The 20,890-nt window shown below is 28.9% G+C and carries 21 protein-coding genes; 6 read left to right on the forward strand and 15 right to left on the reverse strand.

The genetic code is table 11. The features are described 5' to 3' along the window. The 3 genes from NJU99_RS10575 to NJU99_RS10585 are packed head-to-tail and all read left to right on the forward strand — an operon-like array spanning position 1 to position 3,733. Positions 1–609, forward strand: a complete 609-nt coding sequence (locus NJU99_RS10575; RefSeq protein WP_254575885.1) for an arylesterase — start codon at positions 1–3, stop codon at positions 607–609. Then, positions 609–1,271, forward strand: a complete 663-nt coding sequence (locus tag NJU99_RS10580) for an ABC transporter ATP-binding protein (RefSeq protein WP_254575886.1) — start codon at positions 609–611, stop codon at positions 1,269–1,271. The genes NJU99_RS10575 and NJU99_RS10580 overlap by 1 nt, the downstream gene beginning before the upstream one ends. Then, positions 1,265–3,733 carry an ABC transporter permease gene (locus NJU99_RS10585; protein ID WP_254575887.1) on the forward strand — a complete coding sequence of 823 codons (2,469 nt, stop codon included), beginning with the start codon at positions 1,265–1,267 and terminating at the stop codon, positions 3,731–3,733. The genes NJU99_RS10580 and NJU99_RS10585 overlap by 7 nt, the downstream gene beginning before the upstream one ends. 10 nt (positions 3,734–3,743) lie before the next feature. Here NJU99_RS10585 and NJU99_RS10590 read toward each other — a convergent pair whose 3' ends face one another. The 11 genes from NJU99_RS10590 to NJU99_RS10640 form a co-directional block, all read right to left on the reverse strand. Beyond that, a complete protein-coding gene (locus NJU99_RS10590) occupies positions 3,744–4,211 on the reverse strand; it encodes a hypothetical protein (protein WP_254575888.1) in 468 nt (155 codons plus the stop codon). Between the two features lie 102 nt (positions 4,212–4,313). Continuing rightward, complete coding sequence (locus tag NJU99_RS10595) at positions 4,314–4,523, reverse strand: PD-(D/E)XK nuclease family protein (protein WP_254575889.1); 210 nt, start codon at positions 4,521–4,523, stop codon at positions 4,314–4,316. 204 nt (positions 4,524–4,727) lie between these two features. Further along, positions 4,728–5,843: a hypothetical protein gene (locus NJU99_RS10600; protein ID WP_254575890.1), complete on the reverse strand. Its 1,116-nt coding sequence runs from the start codon at positions 5,841–5,843 to the stop codon at positions 4,728–4,730. A gap of 2 nt (positions 5,844–5,845) precedes the next feature. Continuing rightward, positions 5,846–7,318: a DUF2779 domain-containing protein gene (locus NJU99_RS10605; protein ID WP_254575891.1), complete on the reverse strand. Its 1,473-nt coding sequence runs from the start codon at positions 7,316–7,318 to the stop codon at positions 5,846–5,848. A 1-nt stretch (position 7,319) separates the two neighbouring features. Next, positions 7,320–8,012, reverse strand: a complete 693-nt coding sequence (locus NJU99_RS10610) for a hypothetical protein (protein ID WP_254575892.1) — start codon at positions 8,010–8,012, stop codon at positions 7,320–7,322. A 12-nt stretch (positions 8,013–8,024) separates the two neighbouring features. Beyond that, entirely contained in the window at positions 8,025–9,506 is a 1,482-nt protein-coding gene (dgt, locus tag NJU99_RS10615) for a dGTPase (RefSeq protein ID WP_254575893.1), read from the reverse strand. Positions 9,507–9,523: 17 nt separating this feature from the next. Further along, positions 9,524–10,906 carry a B12-binding domain-containing radical SAM protein gene (locus tag NJU99_RS10620; RefSeq protein ID WP_254575894.1) on the reverse strand — a complete coding sequence of 461 codons (1,383 nt, stop codon included), beginning with the start codon at positions 10,904–10,906 and terminating at the stop codon, positions 9,524–9,526. A gap of 471 nt (positions 10,907–11,377) precedes the next feature. Continuing rightward, positions 11,378–12,553, reverse strand: coding sequence for an alanine racemase (gene alr / locus NJU99_RS10625; protein WP_254575895.1), 1,176 nt, complete (start codon positions 12,551–12,553; stop codon positions 11,378–11,380). Positions 12,554–12,681: 128 nt separating this feature from the next. After that, the gene (locus tag NJU99_RS10630) at positions 12,682–14,190 is read right to left on the reverse strand and encodes an alanine/glycine:cation symporter family protein (protein ID WP_254575896.1); all 1,509 of its coding nucleotides are present in this window, start codon (positions 14,188–14,190) and stop codon (positions 12,682–12,684) included. Positions 14,191–14,225: 35 nt separating this feature from the next. Beyond that, positions 14,226–15,464 (reverse strand): NAD(P)/FAD-dependent oxidoreductase, encoded by a 1,239-nt coding sequence (locus tag NJU99_RS10635; RefSeq protein ID WP_254575897.1) that lies wholly within the window; start codon positions 15,462–15,464, stop codon positions 14,226–14,228. A gap of 25 nt (positions 15,465–15,489) precedes the next feature. Further along, positions 15,490–15,864, reverse strand: a complete 375-nt coding sequence (locus NJU99_RS10640; protein WP_254575898.1) for a RidA family protein — start codon at positions 15,862–15,864, stop codon at positions 15,490–15,492. Between the two features lie 299 nt (positions 15,865–16,163). Between NJU99_RS10640 and NJU99_RS10645 the strand changes: the two genes are divergently transcribed. Beyond that, on the forward strand, positions 16,164–16,814 hold the full coding sequence (locus tag NJU99_RS10645) for a helix-turn-helix transcriptional regulator (protein ID WP_254575899.1): 651 nt from the start codon (positions 16,164–16,166) through the stop codon (positions 16,812–16,814). Then, positions 16,815–17,006 carry a DUF6726 family protein gene (locus tag NJU99_RS10650; protein WP_254575900.1) on the forward strand — a complete coding sequence of 64 codons (192 nt, stop codon included), beginning with the start codon at positions 16,815–16,817 and terminating at the stop codon, positions 17,004–17,006. It abuts the gene before it with no gap. 126 nt (positions 17,007–17,132) lie between these two features. On the opposite strand, the gene NJU99_RS10655 is transcribed toward NJU99_RS10650, so the two are convergent. Genes NJU99_RS10655 through NJU99_RS10665 form a run of 3 tightly spaced genes read right to left on the reverse strand, consistent with a single transcriptional unit; the run spans position 17,133 to position 18,999 of the window. Further along, complete coding sequence (locus NJU99_RS10655; protein ID WP_254575901.1) at positions 17,133–17,444, reverse strand: AzlD domain-containing protein; 312 nt, start codon at positions 17,442–17,444, stop codon at positions 17,133–17,135. Beyond that, entirely contained in the window at positions 17,441–18,121 is a 681-nt protein-coding gene (locus NJU99_RS10660) for an AzlC family ABC transporter permease (protein WP_254575902.1), read from the reverse strand. Before NJU99_RS10660 ends, NJU99_RS10655 begins: the two co-directional genes overlap by 4 nt. Before the next feature lie 47 nt (positions 18,122–18,168). Then, positions 18,169–18,999 carry an AraC family transcriptional regulator gene (locus tag NJU99_RS10665; protein WP_254575903.1) on the reverse strand — a complete coding sequence of 277 codons (831 nt, stop codon included), beginning with the start codon at positions 18,997–18,999 and terminating at the stop codon, positions 18,169–18,171. Between the two features lie 112 nt (positions 19,000–19,111). On the opposite strand from NJU99_RS10665, the gene NJU99_RS10670 reads away from it, so the two are divergent. Beyond that, on the forward strand, positions 19,112–19,354 hold the full coding sequence (locus tag NJU99_RS10670; protein WP_254575904.1) for a hypothetical protein: 243 nt from the start codon (positions 19,112–19,114) through the stop codon (positions 19,352–19,354). Between the two features lie 13 nt (positions 19,355–19,367). Here the strand turns inward: NJU99_RS10670 and NJU99_RS10675 are convergent, their stop codons facing one another. Then, entirely contained in the window at positions 19,368–20,846 is a 1,479-nt protein-coding gene (locus tag NJU99_RS10675) for a cache domain-containing protein (RefSeq protein WP_254575905.1), read from the reverse strand. Positions 20,847–20,890 lie beyond the last annotated feature (44 nt).

The following is a 20,890-nucleotide window of genomic DNA, read 5'->3' on the forward strand; positions in this document are numbered from 1 at the left end:
ATGAAAAAGATAATTTTTATCCTATGTATAATAACACTACAAATTTTAACAGCAAATTCAAGTACAAAAACTATCCTATTTTTAGGGGATTCACTAACTGAGGGCTTAGGAGTATCAAAAAATCAAGCCTATCCAAATTTAGTACAAGAACTAGCAAAAAAAGAACTAAACAAAAATATAAAAGCTATAAATGGTGGAGTTTCAGGCTCAACAACAAATGATGCCTTATCTAGACTAAAATGGTATCTAAAAAGAAAGCCTGATATTGTATTTATTGCTCTTGGGGCAAATGATGGGCTTAGGGGTTTAAATCTTACTCAAAGCCAAAAAAATCTAGAAGAGATTATAGACTATGCCAAAAAAGCGAAGGCAAAAGTACTATTAGCAGGTATGATAATCCCACCAAATTATGGACCTGTCTACTCAAAAGAGTTTGAGAAAATGTATCTTGAAATCAAAGAAAAATATAATCTTAAATTTATGCCCTTTTTACTAAAAAATGTGGCAGGAGTACAAAGCTTAAATCAAGCAGATGGTATACATCCAAATGCTAAAGGTCATAAAATCATGTCAAAAGAAGTATTCAAGTTTCTAAAGGAAGAGTTATAATGCTACAAATCAAATCACTTAAAAAATCATATTCACAAGGCTCAACTGAAGTAAAAATCTATGAAGATTTAAATTTTCATGTAAAAGAAGCTTCAAAAGTTGCAATCATGGGAAAATCAGGAAGTGGAAAGTCAACCCTACTTTCACTAATCTCAGGAATCATCAAACCAACATCAGGAGACATTTTACTTGATGGTGTTTCATATAAAGATATGAAAGAAGAACAGATAAATGACTTTAGAGCTTCAAATATAGGCTTTGTATTTCAAAACTTTCATCTTGTTTCATACTTAAACGCACTAGAAAATGTAATGCTTCCAGCAAAAGTATGTGGTATAAAAAATCCAAAAGAAAAAGCAGTTGAACTTTTAGAGAGTGTAGGATTAGGACATAGGCTTGATCACTTGCCATCAGAACTAAGTGGTGGGGAGAAACAAAGAGTTGCAATAGCAAGAGCTTTGATACACAATCCAAAAATTATCCTAGCAGATGAACCAAGTGGAAATTTAGATGAAGATACTGGAATAGCTGTAATGGACAAACTTTTTGAACTAATCAGTAAAAACAATACAACTTTGATTTTGGTAACTCACTCAAAAGATGTAGCTGCTAGATGTGAGCAGACTTATTCACTAAATCATGGAAACCTAGATAAATGTTAGTAGTTGAACTAGTTTCAAAAGCCCTTAAAAGGTCAAAATCTTTTAGTCTTATTTTTATACTAAACTTTTGTTTGGCTATTGCTTCACTATCTTACTTGCAGTTTTTTAAAGGAAGTATCGATACTTCCCTTGATGCAAAAGCTAAAAGTTTACTTGGAGCTGATTTAGTAATAAATTCTAGATTTCCAATAAGCGATGAGCAAAAAGAACAAGTAAAAAATCTACTACCTCAAATCAAAAGCTATGATGAGGGAATATCGACAGTAAGCATGGTAGCTTCTTCTAAAAGAGCTAGACTTATGGAACTTGTACAAATAAACAAAGGTTTTCCATACTATGGTGGTTTAGTTTTCAATGACAGCTCAACTTATCCAAAAGGACAAGCCCTACCAAAAGAGAATGAGGTTTGGGTATATCAAGAAGTTTTAGACCAACTAGGACTTACTCTTGGAAGCACTCTTAAAATAGGAAGTAAAAACTACACTATTTCAAAAGTCATAAAAGAAGATAGCCTTAAAAACATAAGTTTTAGTGGCTTTATGCCAAAAGTATATTTAAGCCCCAAAGGGCTTGAAAGAAGTGAACTTCTAAAGTTTGGTTCAACAGCTAGATATAAACTAAACTATCTTTTTGAGCAAAACTTTAGTAATGACAAGCTAGAAGAGTTAGAAGAGCAAATGGAAACGAAACTTGATAGAAGTCTTAGAGTTCTATCTCCAAATGATGGAAGAGATAGACTTATAGCAGTTCTTAGTTTCTTGACAAATTTCTTATCACTTGTATCTTTGATTTCATTTTTCTTAGGACTTGTGGGGCTTATATATCTCTACTCAGGTTTTTTGAAAAAACATCAGCAAGATATAACTGTACTAAATGATATAGGAGTTAGTAAGAAAAATCTTATTATGACTTACTTGCTTCACCTTTTTGTGCTTATATCAATAGCCACTGTTTTAGTTTTTGCTTTTATAACAGCATCTTCACAGTTTATAGGACCACTTGTTCAAAAGTATATTGATTTTAGTTTTGATTTTAGTCTTGACTATATGTTTTTTGTAAAGTCTGCTGTTGTACTTTTTGCACTAAGTTTATCTATTGGGCTTCCTTTGATACTGCCACTTGTACAAAGGCAAAAAAGAAAACTATCAAGAGTTATCTTAAGTTTCACTCCTTTTGTAGTTTTCTTACTTGTGCTTTCACACTTTGTAACCCCTGCTCGGAATATAGGATTTTTCTTTGCTTTAAGTGTACTTGTAATCATCGCCCTACTTTTTGGTATAGGCTCTTTTATCCTAAAAAGATTTGATTTTTCAGGACACCTTGATAATCTAGCTTTATCGCTGGCTCTAAAAAATATCACAAGACAAAAAAGAACCTCACTTACACTATTTAGTGCCATACTTTTATGTACTGCATTTTTTAGTTTGATACCACAAGTTGGAAGTTCTTTATCAAATGTCTTATCAAAAAGTGTAGAAGAAAGACCTAGATTTTTTGTAGTAGATGCAAAGGAAGAGCAACTATCTGACATAAGTAAACAAGTTGAAAAACTAGGAGCAAAACTAGAAAATACAGCCCCAATGATCCGAGCAAGAGTTCTTAAAATAAACGGTAAAGAACAATCTCAAGAAGGTGAAAATGCAAGAAACTCAACTGTAAATCTATCATATAGAAGTGATTTAAAACCAAGTGAGCAAATACTTGAAGGTAGAGAGTTTAGTGGAGTTTATGACTCTGTTGATTACTCAAAACCTATTGAAATGAGTGTTGAGAAAAGATATGCAAAAAGAAGAGGTATAAGCTTAGGGGATACAGTAGTATTTGATGTATTAGGTCTTGAACTAGTTGCTAAAGTAGTAAACATAAGATCAGTTAAATGGACAGAGTTTACACCAAACTTTTTCTTGATACTGCAAGAAGGAGCTATAAATGACGCTCCAAAAACTATACTAGCAACTATCTCTACAGGAGAATATGACACTACAAAAATGTTACTTGCCTTAACAGACAAGTTCCCTAGTCTTACGGTAATAGATGTGAAGAGTTTATTTGAGTCATTTGCCACGGTGGTTGATGATGTGGCAGCTATCACTGAAAAGATGAGTTTTTACTCTATAGCTATTGGACTTCTAATGAGTTTTATCATCATTCAGTATCAAATGAACTTACAAAAAAACAATATCCTAAGACTAAAGATGATAGGTATAAAAAATAAGACTATTAAAAATTCATTTTTATTGGAGTTTGGGCTGATAGCACTTAGTGCAAGTAGTATAGGTATCATACTTGGAAGTGTTGGTTCGTACTTTATAAGTAGTTTACTTTTTGAGTCTTATTGGGATTTTAGAGCTGATATACTAGTGCTTTATTTCTTACTAATACCAATACTTACTATTTTAGTTGTAAACTTCTTTACATCTAAAATCATACATCAAAAAGAGAATGTACTTTTTGGTGAGTAAAAAAGGGGTTTCAAGGTTTTACTCTATACAAAACCTGCCCTACAAAAAAGGCAAGTAAAACACATAAAGACATAAGAGCAGAGAAGAAACTCTTAGGTTTTTTCTTGTGTTGTCTTTGATACTTGTGTATATACATCCACTTTTTTACAAGATAAAAAACAAATCCATCAGCAAAACTAAAATGCTTTAGCAAAAATATCACAGGAGCTAAAACAAACAAATATCCCCTAAAAGTAAGCTCATCATAAAGTGAAGCCACCTCAACAGTCTCAAACTCATACTCTTCATCACTTAGGTATTTTTTACTATTTAAAACACTACAAATAGTCTCTCTTTTCTTCACCCTATCCAAATCAATATGAACTCTTTTTTTATAAAGAAGTGAGCCAACAAGAGAAATAATAAAGCAAAAAAGTAACCAGATAGTAAATAGTGGTATGCTTATGAGGTAGGCTGTTGTTTTTTGTTTGAGTGTCATATATTACTTTATTTTTAGTTTATTATCTACTCTTGCTCTTACTGTAGAATCTAAAGGCATAATTCAATCCTCTTTATTTTTATAAATTGTAGTACCTTTATACTACAAAGTCAATATTATGGATTGTTTTAAAATAGGTTCTACATTTGTCTGATTTAGGGTTGACATATCATGAAGTCCATTAGGGTCAATCAAAGAATATATTACATTGGAATGCATTCCAACTTCAGCATTTTCTTTTCTTACAAGATTTACTATATTATAATCATTTAATCCACGCTGTTTTTGTTTTTCTTGCTCAGATAAAAACATATTAACCTTATTAAAAAAATCAATATATATATATGGATTTTATATTTTCATTATCTGTATTCATCTTTTTTCTAATCCCTTTAATAATTATTTAAATTAAGAAGTATAATATCTGACAACTTCTATCCTTACCTATAATAATTATCCTAAATTAATAACCTTATTTTTTCGTACTAACATCAAAATTAACTTTTATCTATAAATCTATTTAGTACTAGTTTTATTTTCTATTTTTTCATTAGATATAATACTTTTGATATATTTAACGCCACCTAGTTCTTCAAAATCTTTATATGCACTCACAAGGGATATCAATGCTATTGCAATAGCAATTTTTGTTAATCTCTTAGTTTTTTTATTAAATTCTAAATTTTCTAGATTCCTTCTCTCTTCATCTTTTTCTTTTTCTTTAAGATACTCATCTTTTTGTTTTCGATATCGTCTTTCTTCTTCCTTCCTCTCTTTATCTTTATCTTCTTGTATCTTTCGATATCTTTTTTCTTCTTCTAATCTTTTTTCTTCTTTTTCTTTTTTTTCAATATCTCTATTATTGAATTCAATTAAATTGACTAAATCTTCTACTTGTGACTTCATTTCTCTATGATTATGTTCAACTGAATATATTTCTTTTAAATATGGCCATATATTATATAACTGATGCCATCTATAATCTATAGGATTATAAAAGAAATATTTTAAATCAAAAATGTATATATCTCTTCGCAACTCTAACATTTTTTTATTTTGTTCATTATCCAAAGACTTCGATACTTCATACATTAAACGTTCCGTATACATATTATAAACGTGAGCCAAAAGATATAAAATATTTATTCTTAAAAATTTATCTAATTGAGCTTTTTTTGTTGAGCTTTTTGAATTATCAAAGTTATTTTTACATACAAATGTATTTTCTGAAAATGTTACTTCTATATCTACATTTTTGTAAGTATTAAACTCTAAAAACTTTAAACTCTTACTTCCTCTTAATAAATAACTAATTTGTTCGTCATTTAAATTTAATTCATTTTTAGAAATATATAAAGAATAGTAGTCATTTTCTTTTTTTAATTTCCTATTTTTTTCCTTTAAAGAATTTGAATCAAAATCAACAATGTTTAATTCTAAACCTTCAATATCAATTCTAAAGTATACTTTTTCAAAAAAATCAAGATAAATAAAATCTTTATATCTATAATACTTTATTTTTTCATTTAAACTTTTATAAAAAAACTTTGTATTATCAAGACCTTTACTCTGAAACTCTTTAAATTCCTCTTCTTTAATTTCATTAATCTTATATATATAATTATTATTCAAATTTAATCCTTTAATTTTCTCAAAATCTCCACCATAGCCAAAGTATCAAGTTTACAATACTCTAAAAGAGAAGTTCTCATTTTTTCTTTCTCTTTATCATCAGGCTTCCCAAGATTTGCAAAAGCATTCATAGCTTCGCTTCCATTTTGTACACCATCTAATTCTTTATATGCTTTTTCAAACTCTGGAACCAATGATGGTAATACATACTTGATAGAATAACTTCCTTGCATAGAAGGTGTTATATACCATTTCTTGTGGAAAGGGATCATCAAGTCTTTCATGTTTTCATTTATACTTAGTAGGTGTTCGCTATATTCTGAGTAAGTATTTGCAAGTCTTGATATAACACCTTTTTCAAAACTCATGTTATAAGCTAAAACTGTCACATCACTTGGTATATCTTCAATTAATCTTTTTACTATTTTCTCTCTTGGGTCAATACCATCTTGTGCTAAAAATTCTTTGTGTCCTAAAGTTCCATCTTTATACTCTATATGAAGTGAATATTGAAAAGGTATTTGCTCAAAAGGTTTAAGACCTTTGTATTGTGGTACTGCTTGTTGGAATGTCTCAAAATCAAGATGATAAATAGGATATGTCAAATCATCGCAAAAGGCTTTGATATTCTCACTATCAATATAGGTTGTATTGTTTTTATAGTTTTCTACTGCTTTTTTTTGATTCGCTGTTAACTCAAAGTTTTCTGGAATATCTTCTATATTTACTATTCCTTGAGAATATAGCTCTACTTGCTTTTTACTTCCAAGTTTGAAAATATTAAATATAGAATAATCTGGAATTTGTCTTTGAACTTTCCAACAGTAGTCTTTAGCATCACATGCATAAGGCTTTTTACAATGACTTCCTATATCAATATTTGGTTCATTTTGTTTATCAGATAAATACACCCTAAACTCTTCTAAATTTTTTGGGATATTTGATTGTAATTCTTCTACTTGTGAACTTACTTCATCAATCACAAAAAGTTTATCAAGTTCTAGTTTATCACCTCTTATATACTCATTGTTTATATAAACTACATTTGAACTTTTGATATTGAAGCCTAGATTTGTAAGTACATAATACTGTATAGAGACATCATGTAAATATATATCTTTTAAAGAAGTTGAACTTTTAACTTCATAGATACTTACTCCATCATCTTCTACTTCTAAAACATCTACCATCACTAAGATGCCTTGATATTCAAAAGTGGCTTCATAGATATAGGGTAGTTTTTCATCTAAATACTCTTGAGTAGTATCTAACATTAAAGAGAAATCTTTTGAGAAGTGCACTTCTTTACCATCAGGGAAAAGTTTACAAGCTAAGTTCCCTACTATATTTCCAGTTTCAAATATAGCTTGGGCTGATTCATCAGGTGGGGTTAGCACACTTGGCTTATACTTTTTAAGCCAAAGTGCTTTAGGGCACTGGATGCCTTTTGTGTAGAGGGATTTGGAGAGGTTCATTTTAATTCCTTAAAAAAAGTCTTTTTAAATCACTTATTGTTAAGTTTAAATAATTTTCTTTACAATAACAATCAGAACATTTTCTCCATTCAAAATAATTTTTTGAAATCAACTCTTTATTTATCAACATCGACAATTCATCTTTTAAAACTTTACTTAATACTATTGCCCCATCTTCTATAGATACACAAGGATCATCAACAATAATTTTCTCTAAATAATCGAATAAAATTGGATCTGTTGCATTTCTTACAGTAAACATTTTCCGTTGAATATCATATTCATCCCATTTTTCTTTTAGCTCACATACACTTTGAAAATACTTGTTTTCCATAGTCTCATTTTCATCCCAATAAATTGGATTATTTTTTGTAACCCATATTTCAAGACTATCTTCTTTTAAAAATTCAATATTAAACTTAAATAAAATAGGTCCATATAAATTTTGTCGGGGAAAATGACCATGTAAATCAACTACATCTAAAAAAATATCATTCCATACATCAAATTTTTTATCAATTTCATCTGAACTCTGTGGAGTTTGTGACAAACCCTTTGTTTCAACTAGACCTCTTGATATTAATCCTTTATTTTCTAAAAATGATAAAGAAGTTGTTAAGGTATTTGCATGAAAAAAATTCTCTATACCTTTTTCTTTTAAAAGATTATATAATTCTTTATTATCTAACTTCATAATTATTTCCTTTTATTTTATTGCTGATAATTCTTGAAATTCTTTAATAGCGTATTCATCAGTCATCCCACTAATAAAATCAATTATTAAACGTGCCCTATAATACCATTCAAGAATTCTAAATTCAAAACCTTTTATATTTTGATCATTCATTTTTTTTATTACTTTTTCATAAGAACTTATATGTTTATTAGATAACCGTTTAAATAATCTTGATTCAAGAGGAGTTCCATCACTAACTCCTAAAACAAGACAATTAAACTTTTTATTTGAAAGATTAAGTAATGGCTTATAACAATTTAATAAACCTCTAATTGAAGAGTTACCTTTGAGTTCAAGTAATTCAACCTCTTCATGACTAAACACATGTTGAAATGCTACATTTTTTAAAACTTTTAAAGCTACATGATATTTACTTTTATCTTCGAGTAATGCTCTATTAAAACTTCCATCATATATAGATTGATGATTTTCTATAAAGACTTTTGTAGCATAAGGAACTAGCTCATTAACTAACTGCGTACGGAAATTAATAATAAAGGTATTGATTTTTAATCTTTTGGCTTTTTTAGCTTTTTGATAGTTCTCTTCTGCAATACATTTAATATAAATACCTTTCCCCTCATGCTCTTCTTTTGAAGCCTCATTAATTATTGTTTCATATAATTTTTTTAAAGAAATTATGCCTTTATCAACAGCATCTTCTAAATCTGCAATTCCATAAGATATATCATCTGCTGCCTCCATTATATAAGTTAAAGAGAATCTATGTCCATCTTTAATAGCTAACTCATTACAAACCTCTTTGATGAAATCCTCTTCACTAAAATAAAAGCCTGGTTTTTTTTTCAAATAACTAAAATCAGAATCTGACGAAGGTCTAGGTTCATAAGCAGCACGAGTATATTTTAAAATTGAAGCAACTTGAGTATATGTCAAATTTAAACCTTGTAAGCTATGTACAATTCTAATGCCCTGCGCATTCCCCTCAAAGCAGCAGATATCTTCTTCAAGTTTCCTTTTAAATTTCCTCAATTTTGGCTCTAAAAAGGAATTTTTCTTTATATTAAGAGACTTATTAAAACACTTTACCCCTTTAGTTTTCATCCAGTTATTTATTGCTAACTCACCAAAGTGTCCAAATGGAGGATTTCCTATATCATGCATTAAACTTGCCATTTCTGTAGTAGATACAAATGCATCTTCTAAACTTTTTAAATTAAATTTTTTAATTTTATTTTTTCTTTTCAGCTTATTTATAATACTTCTAGAAATGTATCTTGCTGTTTGCTGAACCTCCAAAGAATGAGTTAGTCTACTTCTTACTGCAGCATTTATTTCAAGAGGGAAAACCTGAGTTTTTTGTTGAAGCCTTCTAACCGCTGGTGAATTTACAATTCTTCCTCTATTACTTTCAGTAGCTAAGTCTATATCTGTAGTTACTTTTTTCTGATATTTTCTTGTACATGTTATTTTTTTTCTATAATCAATCATAATCATTTCCTTTTATTTTAAGTATCTAAAGAAAAAGGCAAATGCCTTTCTTCAATTTTATATATGTGTTCTATAAAATTGTCATAGGTGTAATTTCTTGGAAAATAGCTAAAAGATTTTAGTTCGAAGTAATCATTAAAGGACATAAATTTCTTAGCAATATTTATTGACAATTGCTTAGATTTATCAAAATTTATTTGTTCTGATAAATTTAATTTAGTAATACCATTACTTTCAATTGTTCCATTTAAAGATGAAGCACCATATTGTTCTATTTCTCTTAAGAAATTAACTGCATACTTATCTGAACCATAAATAATTGTTGGATAAACAGATAATCCCTTAAAATAGTTTTGATTAGACTCTAGAAACTTTATTGTTTCATTTAAGGTTTCTTCTGTTTCTCCAGGATAAAGTAATATATTAATTTTCACCCAAATATCATACTTTGAACAAAGTCTAATAAACTTTTGTGCTTTTTCTAAGTACCTTTGTGGATTATTTGTTTTTTTCATTCTTTTTAATTGAAGGATACTAGCTGATTCTAAGCCTAAATCAATAACCTTTAAACCACTTAGAGCCAGTAGTTTTATATTTTCTTCCTTCAAATTTATATCTGCTCTTGTTTCACATCTCCACTTATTTTTTAAATTGTGATTAATGTATAGCTCATAAAATTCATTTATCCATTTATCTTTAGGATTAAAAATTGATGCTTCAAAATAAAAATGTAATTTTCTATCATTATATAATTTACTTATATCAATAATTTCATCAATTATTTTAAAAGGAGATTTTAAATTTGTTGCCGCCACATTTTTATCTGCACAAAAACCACATCCCATACCACATCCTCTAGAGACCTCAATAGAAGGTAAGATCTTTTCGTAATCATAAAGTAATGTGTAATCAAATCTATCAAATAATTCACTTTTTAAAACTACTGGAGCATCAATATATTTAGATTTTTGAATTTCTTTGTCCGACTCCAAAACTTTAGTAAGTATTCCTTCAACTTGGCCATTTATAATTGTATCTGCATTTACAAAAGTTTTTAAAGCCCAAGTTTTATCTGACAATACCCATCTACCTCCAATTATTATTTTACATTTTAAATTTATTCGTAGTAGATTAATAAATTCAAGTCCCCAAGAAACTGCAAAAAAACTTGGTATTGAAATTAAAATATTATTGTCTTTTTCTTTATATCTTTCAACTAACAATTTAATTAAATCTTCTGGATTAAAAAGATCTCCTTGATAAACAATGACATTATTTTTAAACTTTTTTAAATTAGTAGCTAATCCTAAAATTGCATAATTAAGATAAACATGTTTTTCTTGATGTTTTTTCTTTTTTTTAAGCATACCTGCAGAAACAAATATATAATTACTAGACATAATTTTTCCTATATATTTAAATTTAAAATTCTCGTCCCATCACCCTTAGGCTCAAGATTCATCTACAATGGGATTCTCTTTTTTAGTGCTTCAACATGGGAAATCAAACATACCATTTTTCCTGAACTTTGTAATTGACTTAGCGTATTTAGTACTAGTTATAAACGCTTTTATCTAAGAAAAGAGTATTTATTTTTATTTCAACGAGTAAATGATATGAGAACATAAGTTCATATATATTTAGCGTCTCCAAATCTCAAACCTAAAATAATTTTACTATTATAGTATTATTTATTCATTTGATTTTGGATTAAAAAGTAAGTTTTTATAACACTTATTTATAAATATATACTTGATTATTATTTTATATAATAAATATTTATATCTGACATGTAGTAGTTGTAGAGATAAAACAAAGAGTTATTCTTTGTTTTATTAAGATTTATTGAGATTTATTTTTACTTATTTTATTTAGTCTTTACAAAGACATAGTACATAGTCTTTGTAGTTTGTTTTAGTATTGTTTTTTAGGTAGACTCTTGGGACTCTTTTGTCTACCATACATACGATTTCATAGTTTATTGTATTTAGAAGCTTTGCTACACTATCGATTGAGATTCCATCTTTGTTATTTCCTCCGTATAGTACTACCTCCTCGCCCATTTTTACATCAAGGTTTGTTACGTCTATGATACATTGATCCATACAGATATTTCCTAGTACTGGAACTATTTTGTTTTTTACTAGTACTTTTGCTTTATTTGAAAGCATTCTTGTGTAGCCATCTGCATAGCCTATTGGTAGGGTTGCGATTTTTGTTTTGTGTTCACATTTATATGTAAGTCCGTAGCTTATGCCTGAACCTGCTTCGATTTCTTTTACTTGGGCTATTTTTGCTTTTAGACACATCACTTCTTTTAAGTTTACTCTTTCATGGTTTACACTTTGTGATGGATATAGTCCATACAGCATGATACCTGCTCTTACCATATCGAAGTTAAACTCAGGCATATCTATGATAGCAGCACTATTTGATACATGTTTGATAGGTATAGATAAACCTTTTTGTTCTATTTGCTCTACTATTTTACTGAACTTTTCTACTTGTGTTTTTGTATATGTTTTATCTAGTTCATCGGCTGCTGCGAAGTGAGTATAAATACCTTCAATCACTAAGTTTTCAAGCTTACTTATCTGTAAAACTGTTTGTACTGTATCTTCACTACATAGCATACCAAGACGGTTCATACCGCTATCTATCTTTATATGAACTACGATATTTTTATTTAGTTGTTTAGCTACTTTTGAGAACTCTTGGGCTTGTTCTAGTGAATATATTGTTTGGATTATGTTGTTTTGGATTACTTCTTTGGCTAAGTGTTCAAGTGTGTATCCTAAGACCATGATTTGAGTTTCTTTAAACTCTTTTCTTAGTTGTATTGCTTCACTTAAAGTAGCAACAGCAAATCTATCTGCTCCATTTTCAAGCAATGTTTGAGCAATAGCAACTGCTCCATGTCCATAGCCATCTGCTTTTATCACGGCTGATATTTTTGTATTAGGCTTTGTAACTCTTCTTACTTCACTTATATTATTTGCTAGATTATCTAAGTTTATTTCAGCCCAAACAGCTCTTGTTAGTTCCACGCTCTTTCCTCACATTTTTATAAAAAATTATTCTTATGAGGACAATATAAAGAAGCACAAAACTTTATATTGTCTTCATAAAAATAATACAAGCACAAGAAAGTAAAACTCTCTTGTACTAATTATATCTACTTATATTTTTTAATTTCGCCTGAATCAATTCTTGCAAGATATGATTTTAGCTCTTTTTTTACAACTGGCATTAAGTAGTATAAACCAATGATATTAAAAATCGACATTGCAAACATAGCAGCATCTGAGAAGTCAATTGCTGCACCAAAACTAATACTTGTACCAACAACTACAAATAAACAAAACATAGTTTTGTAAGCAAGTTCAGTTTTCTTACCCTCTCCAAATAGATAAGTCCATGCTTTTAATCCATAATAAGACCATGAAATCATCGTAGAGAATGCAAATAATACAATACAAAGTGTTAATAAGTATTCAAAAATTGGTGACGTTTGTGTAAATGCAGCTGATGTTAATGTTACACCTGTTAATTCACCAGTGTTAACTCCTGCAATAATAATAACTAAGGCAGTCATCGTACAAATCACAACCGTATCAATAAACGGCTCTAATAATGAAACTAAACCTTCTGTTACAGGCTCTTTTGTTTTTACTGCTGAGTGAGCAATAGCAGCAGAACCAACACCTGCTTCATTTGAGAAAGTTGCTCTTTTTAGACCTTGAATCAATGCCCCAAGGAATCCACCTGCTACACCAGCACCAGTAAATGCACCTACAAATATTTGCTCAAATGCCCAACCTATTTTGTCATAGTTAGCTATTAAAACAATTAGTGCCATTCCGATATAAAGGAAAGCCATAGATGGAACTAATTTTGAAGTAACTGCACCAATTGAAGGCATACCTCCAATAAGAACACTAGCAATTAAAACTGCTAAAATAACACCAGTAACCCATCCATATCCAGGAGCAATATCAAATGTCTGAACAATCATAGCATTTGCTTGATTTCCTTGGAATAAGTTTCCAGCACCAAGAGCTGAGAATATTGTCATAATAGCAAAACCAATAGCAAAGAACTTACCAAGAGTTGCATAACCACCCTCTTTGAAACCTTTAGAAAGGTAGTACATAGGACCACCTGATACAGTACCATCAGGATTTATATTTCTATATTTTACACCCAGTGTACATTCAGTAAACTTTGAAGCCATACCAAATAAACCACATAAAATCATCCAAAATGTAGCCCCAGGTCCACCAATAGCAATAGCAACACCAACACCTGCGATATTACCAAGTCCTACTGTACCAGAAAGTGCAGATGTAAGAGCCTGAAAGTGTGAAACTTCACCAGATTTTTTCTCAGCTGGATTAGTATATTTTCCAGAAACTATATCAATTGCTAGACCAAATCTTTTAAATTGAATAAATCCAAAATAAATAGTAAATACAATAGCTGCAACAAATAACCATCCAACAATCAATGGAAATGAAACACCATCCTCAATTGAAGCACCAAAAAAGATAGCATTAGCAAACCATCCTAAATAATCAGTAAAAAACTGATCTATTTGTTTATCAATACCCATAACCTCTTGGGCTAAAACAAGGCTTGGCAAACATAAAACTGCCATATATAGCAATACTTTTTTTAATATCATTTTTATCTCTCCTTTAAAATTTAAAATTAAATATATTACCCTTGATAAAATGCAGAGAATAACAACACATCTTCATTAGTCTCATTTTTTCCATCTTTAGTAATCACATCCCCTATTATCTTTCCAATTGCCGGTGCAAATGTAATACCTAACCATCCAAGTCCCGTAGCATGAACTAGATTCTTGTATTTTTCATCAAAACCTATAATTGGAATATCATTTGGTGTAAGAGGTCTAAAACCTGTCCACTCTACTTGCTCTTCCATATCAAATTTATTTGTATACATTCCAAGATTTTTATGAATACTATCTATTTGTTTTCTAACAACTTCAGGGTTTGTAGTTCCTAGCTCTAACTTTGAAGTCATTCTAACTGTATGTCTTCTTGGAGTCATAGCTATAAATAAATCAGCAAAAAGTGATGAAGTTTTTGGTTTTAACTCATCTTTCATTTTGAAAGTTACACTATATCCCTTTGCAGGTGTCATCATGAACTTATTTTTTGCTTGTTTTGCTAGTGTATCATCTGCCCCTGTTGATAATACAAAAGTTTCCGCTTCATAAGAGCCTTTTGATGTTCTGATTTTACTTACCTTTGAACCTTCAAACTCTAATCTTTGAACTTCTTCATTTAGTAAAAACTCTACACCATTTGATTCAAGATATTTTTTAAGCTCAAGCATAAATTCACCTGGATCAACATGACCATTTTCTTTTAATAAAATAGAACCAATTACTTTTTCATTTAAGATAGGCATATACTCTTTTGTTCGCTCTTTTGAAAGAATCTCATAAGCATCTGGATTTGTACAAAGTTTTGCTTTTGCATCAAATGTATTTTGCTCAGTATAGATCATAAGTAAACCATCTTTACAAAAGTGAAAGTCCATACCATCGTCTTTTACCATTGATTCATACATATCTAAACTTATTTGTCCATATCTTTCAAATAAGGCTAGTGTTCTTTTTAGTCTTGACTCAGTTGCACTAGCTGCAAATTTTAAAAGCCATTTATATAAGTGTAAATCAAAAGTTGGATGAACACTTGCAGGTGATTCACCCTTTGCCATAAGTTTTAATGTATCTAGGATTACTCCTGGAGCACTTAGAGGTGCTTTTTTAAATGCAGATAATAAACCTGCATTACCAAAAGATGTACCATCTGTAATGTCGTTTTTCTCAATTACAGTTACTTCTCTTCCACTTTTATGTAAGCAGTAAGCACTCATAAGTCCTATACAACCACCACCTACAACTACAACATCTCTTTTCATGATTATCTCTCCATATAATTTATTACTATCTTTTTGCTATTGCTTCTATTTCAATTAGTGCGTCTTTTGGAAGTCTTGATACTTCATATGTTGCTCTTGCAGGGAAAGGCTCAGAGAAATAACTTCCATAGATTTCATTTACTACTACAAAATCTTCTAAATCTTTTAATAAAATAGTTGTTTTTGTAATATCTTTCATTTCTAAACCAGCTTCTTCTAAAATAAACTTGATGTTTTCTAAAGATTGTTTTGCTTGCTCTTTTATAGTTTGACCTGCAAACTCTCCTGTATTCTCATCAATTGGTAATTGACCTGATACAAAGATAAAACCATCTTTATCTACTGCTTGTGAATAAGGTCCTATTGCACTTGGTGCTTTTGTTGAGTTTATAGCTTTCATTTTCTATTCCTTTTGTGATAATTTATTTTCATTACGGTCAGTATATAATAAAATTTTATCATTGTAAATAGTTTTTATTAGAAATTGAGAAATTTTTATTATATTTTTTATACAGTTATTGTCTTTCTTTTATATAAAAGTCACTTTTATTCTTCAAAAACTAATATTTTATAGCAATTAATAATTATATATAAAACTATATTGGAAATTTTTATTAATCTAATAACAATTTATTATCACCTTGACATTTTTTTGTATATTTCTTATAATTCATCACCAAACAATATAAAAGGTAAAACTTGAATCCTTATATAAAAAAATACATTCCTATAGCTGATTTCTTAGGAGAAGTATTAGGACAAAATACAGAAATTATCATACATGATATGACTAATTATGATCATTCAATAGTACATATAATAAATGCACATATTAGTAATAGAAAAATAGGTGATCCTATAACTGATTTGGTTTTAGATTTTATTGCTACTGAATCAAAAGGAAATAAACAGTTTATATGTAACTACAACTCTAAAACAATTGAAGGAAGACTTTTATACTCTTCTACATTTTTTATTAGAAATGATAAAAATGAAATAGTTGGAGCTTTATGTTTAAACTCTGATTATCATGATGTTAAAAAGTCTTTATCATTTATCACATCACTACTTCCTAACTATGTGGATGATAAAATTTTATCACTTAACAATATAAAAGAGAATCTAAATACAAACCCACAAGAAATAACACTAAATAAAATAGATGCAATAATACAGCAATTTGATGTAGTACCTCAAAGAATGAACACAAAAGAAAAAACAGAAATCATTCAAGCTTTAAATGATTGTGGTATTTTCAATATAAGAGGTGCAGTTCAAGAAGTAGCAGATAAACTACAAATGTCTGAACCATCTGTTTATAGATATATCAAAAAAATCAAAAAGGTTTAAATGAAAAATTTGATTTTAAAAACTACATTTCTTCTATTTATAGTATTAAATTTTCAAGGATGTATAGTAGGAACTGTTGCAGCAGCTCCTTTTAAAATAGTAGGTGCAGCTGTAAATGTAGTAACACCTGATATTGTAGGTGATACTATTTCAGCAACAGGTGATGTAGTAGATACGGTAATACCATTTTGATGAATGATTTTATTTCTGAAATAATTGGCTTTAGTATTGTCACACTAGTTGTACTAATGCTTGCATTTTTTACTAAAAAAATGGAAGATAAATATAAAGATGAGGATAAAAATTAATCCTGCATCTTTATAGAAAGAAGTTTCTATATAAAGCTATCGTTACTACACCTATTAGAAGTGATAGTAAAATACTCTTTGTTTTATACATACACAAAAATATCAAAAAAGCAGCCACAAGACCTATCATACCCTCTTTTAAAATCGAAGGTACAACCAAAGCTAAAAGTAAAGTTGATGGAAGATAATCTAAAAAAAGTTTTAAATCCCCCTCTTCTTTTACAAACTTTGAAGACAAAAGAAGTCCTGATACTCTTAAACTATAAGTTCCAAGTGCTACAAAAAATATGATTATTAAAGCATTTAAATCTATACTACTCATAAACTCTTCCTTTTATGTAAAATCACAGCACTGTATGAGCCAACTATTGCAGCTATTACAATATAAAAGTTTCCATCTATATATAAACTTGATACTACTGCTACAAGTGCTGTGATTATCCAAGGAGTTATATCTTGTTTTCCTTTATACATACTCAAAGCCAAAGCAAAAAATATAGCCACAAAAGCAAAGTCTAAACCATAAATTTTAGGGTCATTTATAAACTCTCCTAAGTTATACCCTAAAACAGTTCCAACAAACCAAGTAAGAAAGATACAAACTCCACCACCAAATAAAAACTTTGGAGTAATATCTTGACTTTTTAATCTTTGCATTGTTATAGCCCAAGACTCATCTGTTGCGAAGTGCATATATTTGAACTTCTCTTTTTTACTACTTTGTTTAAAAAGAGGATTTAGTGAAGCCCCAACTAAAAAATATCTAAGATTTATAAGTAAAGCAGCTGTTATCATAGCTATAATATCAAGAGTATTATCCCACATTTGTACTAGGACAAACTGGGAAGAACCTGCAAAAATAAATATATTCATAAGTACCAACTCAAAAAGCTCAACACCCTTTTGAGTACTAAGTACACCTAATACTGAACCATAAGTGAAAACACTTATTCCTATTGGCATATTTGCCACAAATCCATCTAAAAATTCATTTTTCATAAAAGAATTCTATCAAAGAGACTAGCAAAAAATCTTGTACCTAATTGCTAATTAAAAAACTTTCTATAGTTTCCTGGAGTTAAACCTACAAAGGCTTTGAATCTTCTGCTTAAATGGCTTTGATCATTAAAGCCACACATATATGTAGTATTTATAATACTCTCACCTTTTTGTAAAGCTTGTTTTGCTCGCTCAATTCTTTTTAGCATTAAGTATGAATGAGGTGAGATAAAAGTCTTTTGTTTAAAAAGTCTTAAAAAGTGATATTTAGATATATCAAGTTCATTTGAAATATCATCAAGTGACAAGTCAAGATGCAAGTTATAATTCATAAACTCTTTAGCTCTATTTATCATCATATCATGTTTACTTAAAATAATAGGAGTTTTAGCTTTACTATTATTTAAAAATAATTCATTTAAAGTATTTACTAAATCACACTCAAAGTCTATATTTGAGTGTGTTTTATACTCATTTTGCATTATCAAACTTGTAAGTTTATTTGCAAGATATTGATTTTCAAAGATTCCTGAAGAGAAAAAAAGCTCTTCATTGTAGAAGTTTTCCTCTTGAAACTTTTTTACAAAGCTTGGTTTAAGATATAAAGAATAATGCTTGTAGCCCTCACAGTACTGGCTTTGGCAAGCATGTGTTTCATCTGGATTAATCGTAATTACACTGGCTTTATTTAGCTTTTTTTTCTGTCCATCTACAAAAGCATCCATCTGTCCTTCATAAATTAGACCAATAGTATAGTCTTCATGTACATGCTTATCAAAACCATAGTTATTAAAATGAGCCTTATGTAAAACTATATCTTCATTTATTTTAGGCTTCCAAAATTTTGCATCATAAATTACTTCTTCTTGCTTCTTCATAATAATATTATATCAAAATAAGAAATCTATTTCTTGTATCAAATTGCTATTATGAAACTTTGTATTAATTCTATATAGATATAATTCTTTCAATTTTTTATAAGAGGTATCTATGGCAATAAAAAATATTGTAATTGGTGGTTTCACTAAAGAACAAAGAGAAAAAGAACTTGAAAAAACAAAAGTTAAACTTTCAAAAAAAGGCTATAAGTTTTTGAAGTTTGAAGAAAAAGGTGCTTTAAAATCAGTGGCTATCTTTGAAGTAGATGAAGCTATTTTGAAAAAAGAAAAGTCAATGCAACTTATCGTAGTTGGTGTTGGTTTTATGATAATTGCAGCTATTTTATACTTCTAGAGTATAAAGTAGCTTACTTTGGAACTTCTATAGTAAATCTCGCTCCATCATTTATATTTTCTACTGAAAGTTTACCTTTCATATTTTTATCTACAATTGTTTTTGACATATAAAGTCCTATTCCTGTACCATCATTATCATCTCTTGTAGTAAAGTATGGTTCAAATATCTTTGATTTTGGTTCAACAGTAACTCCACCACCATTATCTTCTATATATAAAGATACATCAAATTCTTGCTCTTTTGCCCAAATGAAAATCTTTGGATTACTCACATTTTTTTCAATCAATACATCTTTAGCATTTTTCAAGATATTTAAAAGTACTTGTTCATACTCATTTTGGTAAGTGAATAGTTTTATGTTTTCATCTATATCAATTGTTACAGTAATATTATTGTTTTTTAAAGCACTTGAAACAATAGTCATAACAGATTCAAGCATTTTAACTAGATAAAACTCTTCTTTCTCTTTTTTAGGCATAAAGAAGTTTCTAAAGTCATCAATAGTATGAGACATAAACTCTAAAACAGTATCTGCTTCTTTAGATTTTTTCTGCATTGTTTCATCATCTAAAGCACCGATACTATGTTTAAATTTAATATACATCAAAATAGAAGAAAGCTCAGATAAAGGCTGTCTCCATTGATGAGCGATATTTGAAATCATTTCACCTAAAGCAATAAACCTTGACTTTTGAATAAGAAGTTGCTCTTTTTCTCTATTTTTTTCAACCTCATAAGTTACTCTATTTTCTAAATTCTGATTTAACTCTTCAAGCTCTTTTGTTTTTGTTTTTACTTTATTTTGATAAACTTTTAAAACCTCATCAATTTTTTGAGATACTGCAATAGAGATTAAGATAGCAATAGATAAAAACATCACAAATAAAACTATATTTTGCCCTACTTGGTTTCTTACTGTTTTTTCTAAAGCTTCTCTTTTTTTTGTTATTTCTTTTTCTATATCGTCGATATAAACACCAACAGCAATTACCCAGTTCCAGTTTTCATAATATTTAAAGTAGGATAACTTTTGTCTAATCTCATCATTTGTATTTGGTTTTTTATATGCATATTGAGTAAAAGCTTCACCCTTTATACTTATATTTTTTAGAAACTCTTCTCTAAATTTTTTACCATTTGCATCTTTAAATTCTGTAGAAATCAATTTACCAATAAGATCAGGTCTATTTGGATTTACAATAAGCCTTGCAAAATCATCTCCACCTTTTATGTCTAAAATATCATATACAAAATAATAGTTGCTTTTACTTTCTTGAAATGAAATATTATTTAAAAGTCTTATGGCATCTTCTTTTATCTCTTCTTCATCTGTATCTACTTTAGTAAGATTGTAATTTAATACATCAATAACAGTATCTATCTCTTTTTTAAGTATTCTTTTTTGGTCTTCATAGTACTCTTGAACAAAATTTTCCATTTGCTTTTCAAAATCATCATATGTATTTTTTACATAAAAATATGAAATCATAAATATCATAGACGACATAATGATTATAAAAATGTATATGGTTA

This window comes from Arcobacter roscoffensis (genome assembly GCF_024267655.1).
Taxonomy (GTDB): domain Bacteria; phylum Campylobacterota; class Campylobacteria; order Campylobacterales; family Arcobacteraceae; genus Arcobacter_B; species Arcobacter_B roscoffensis.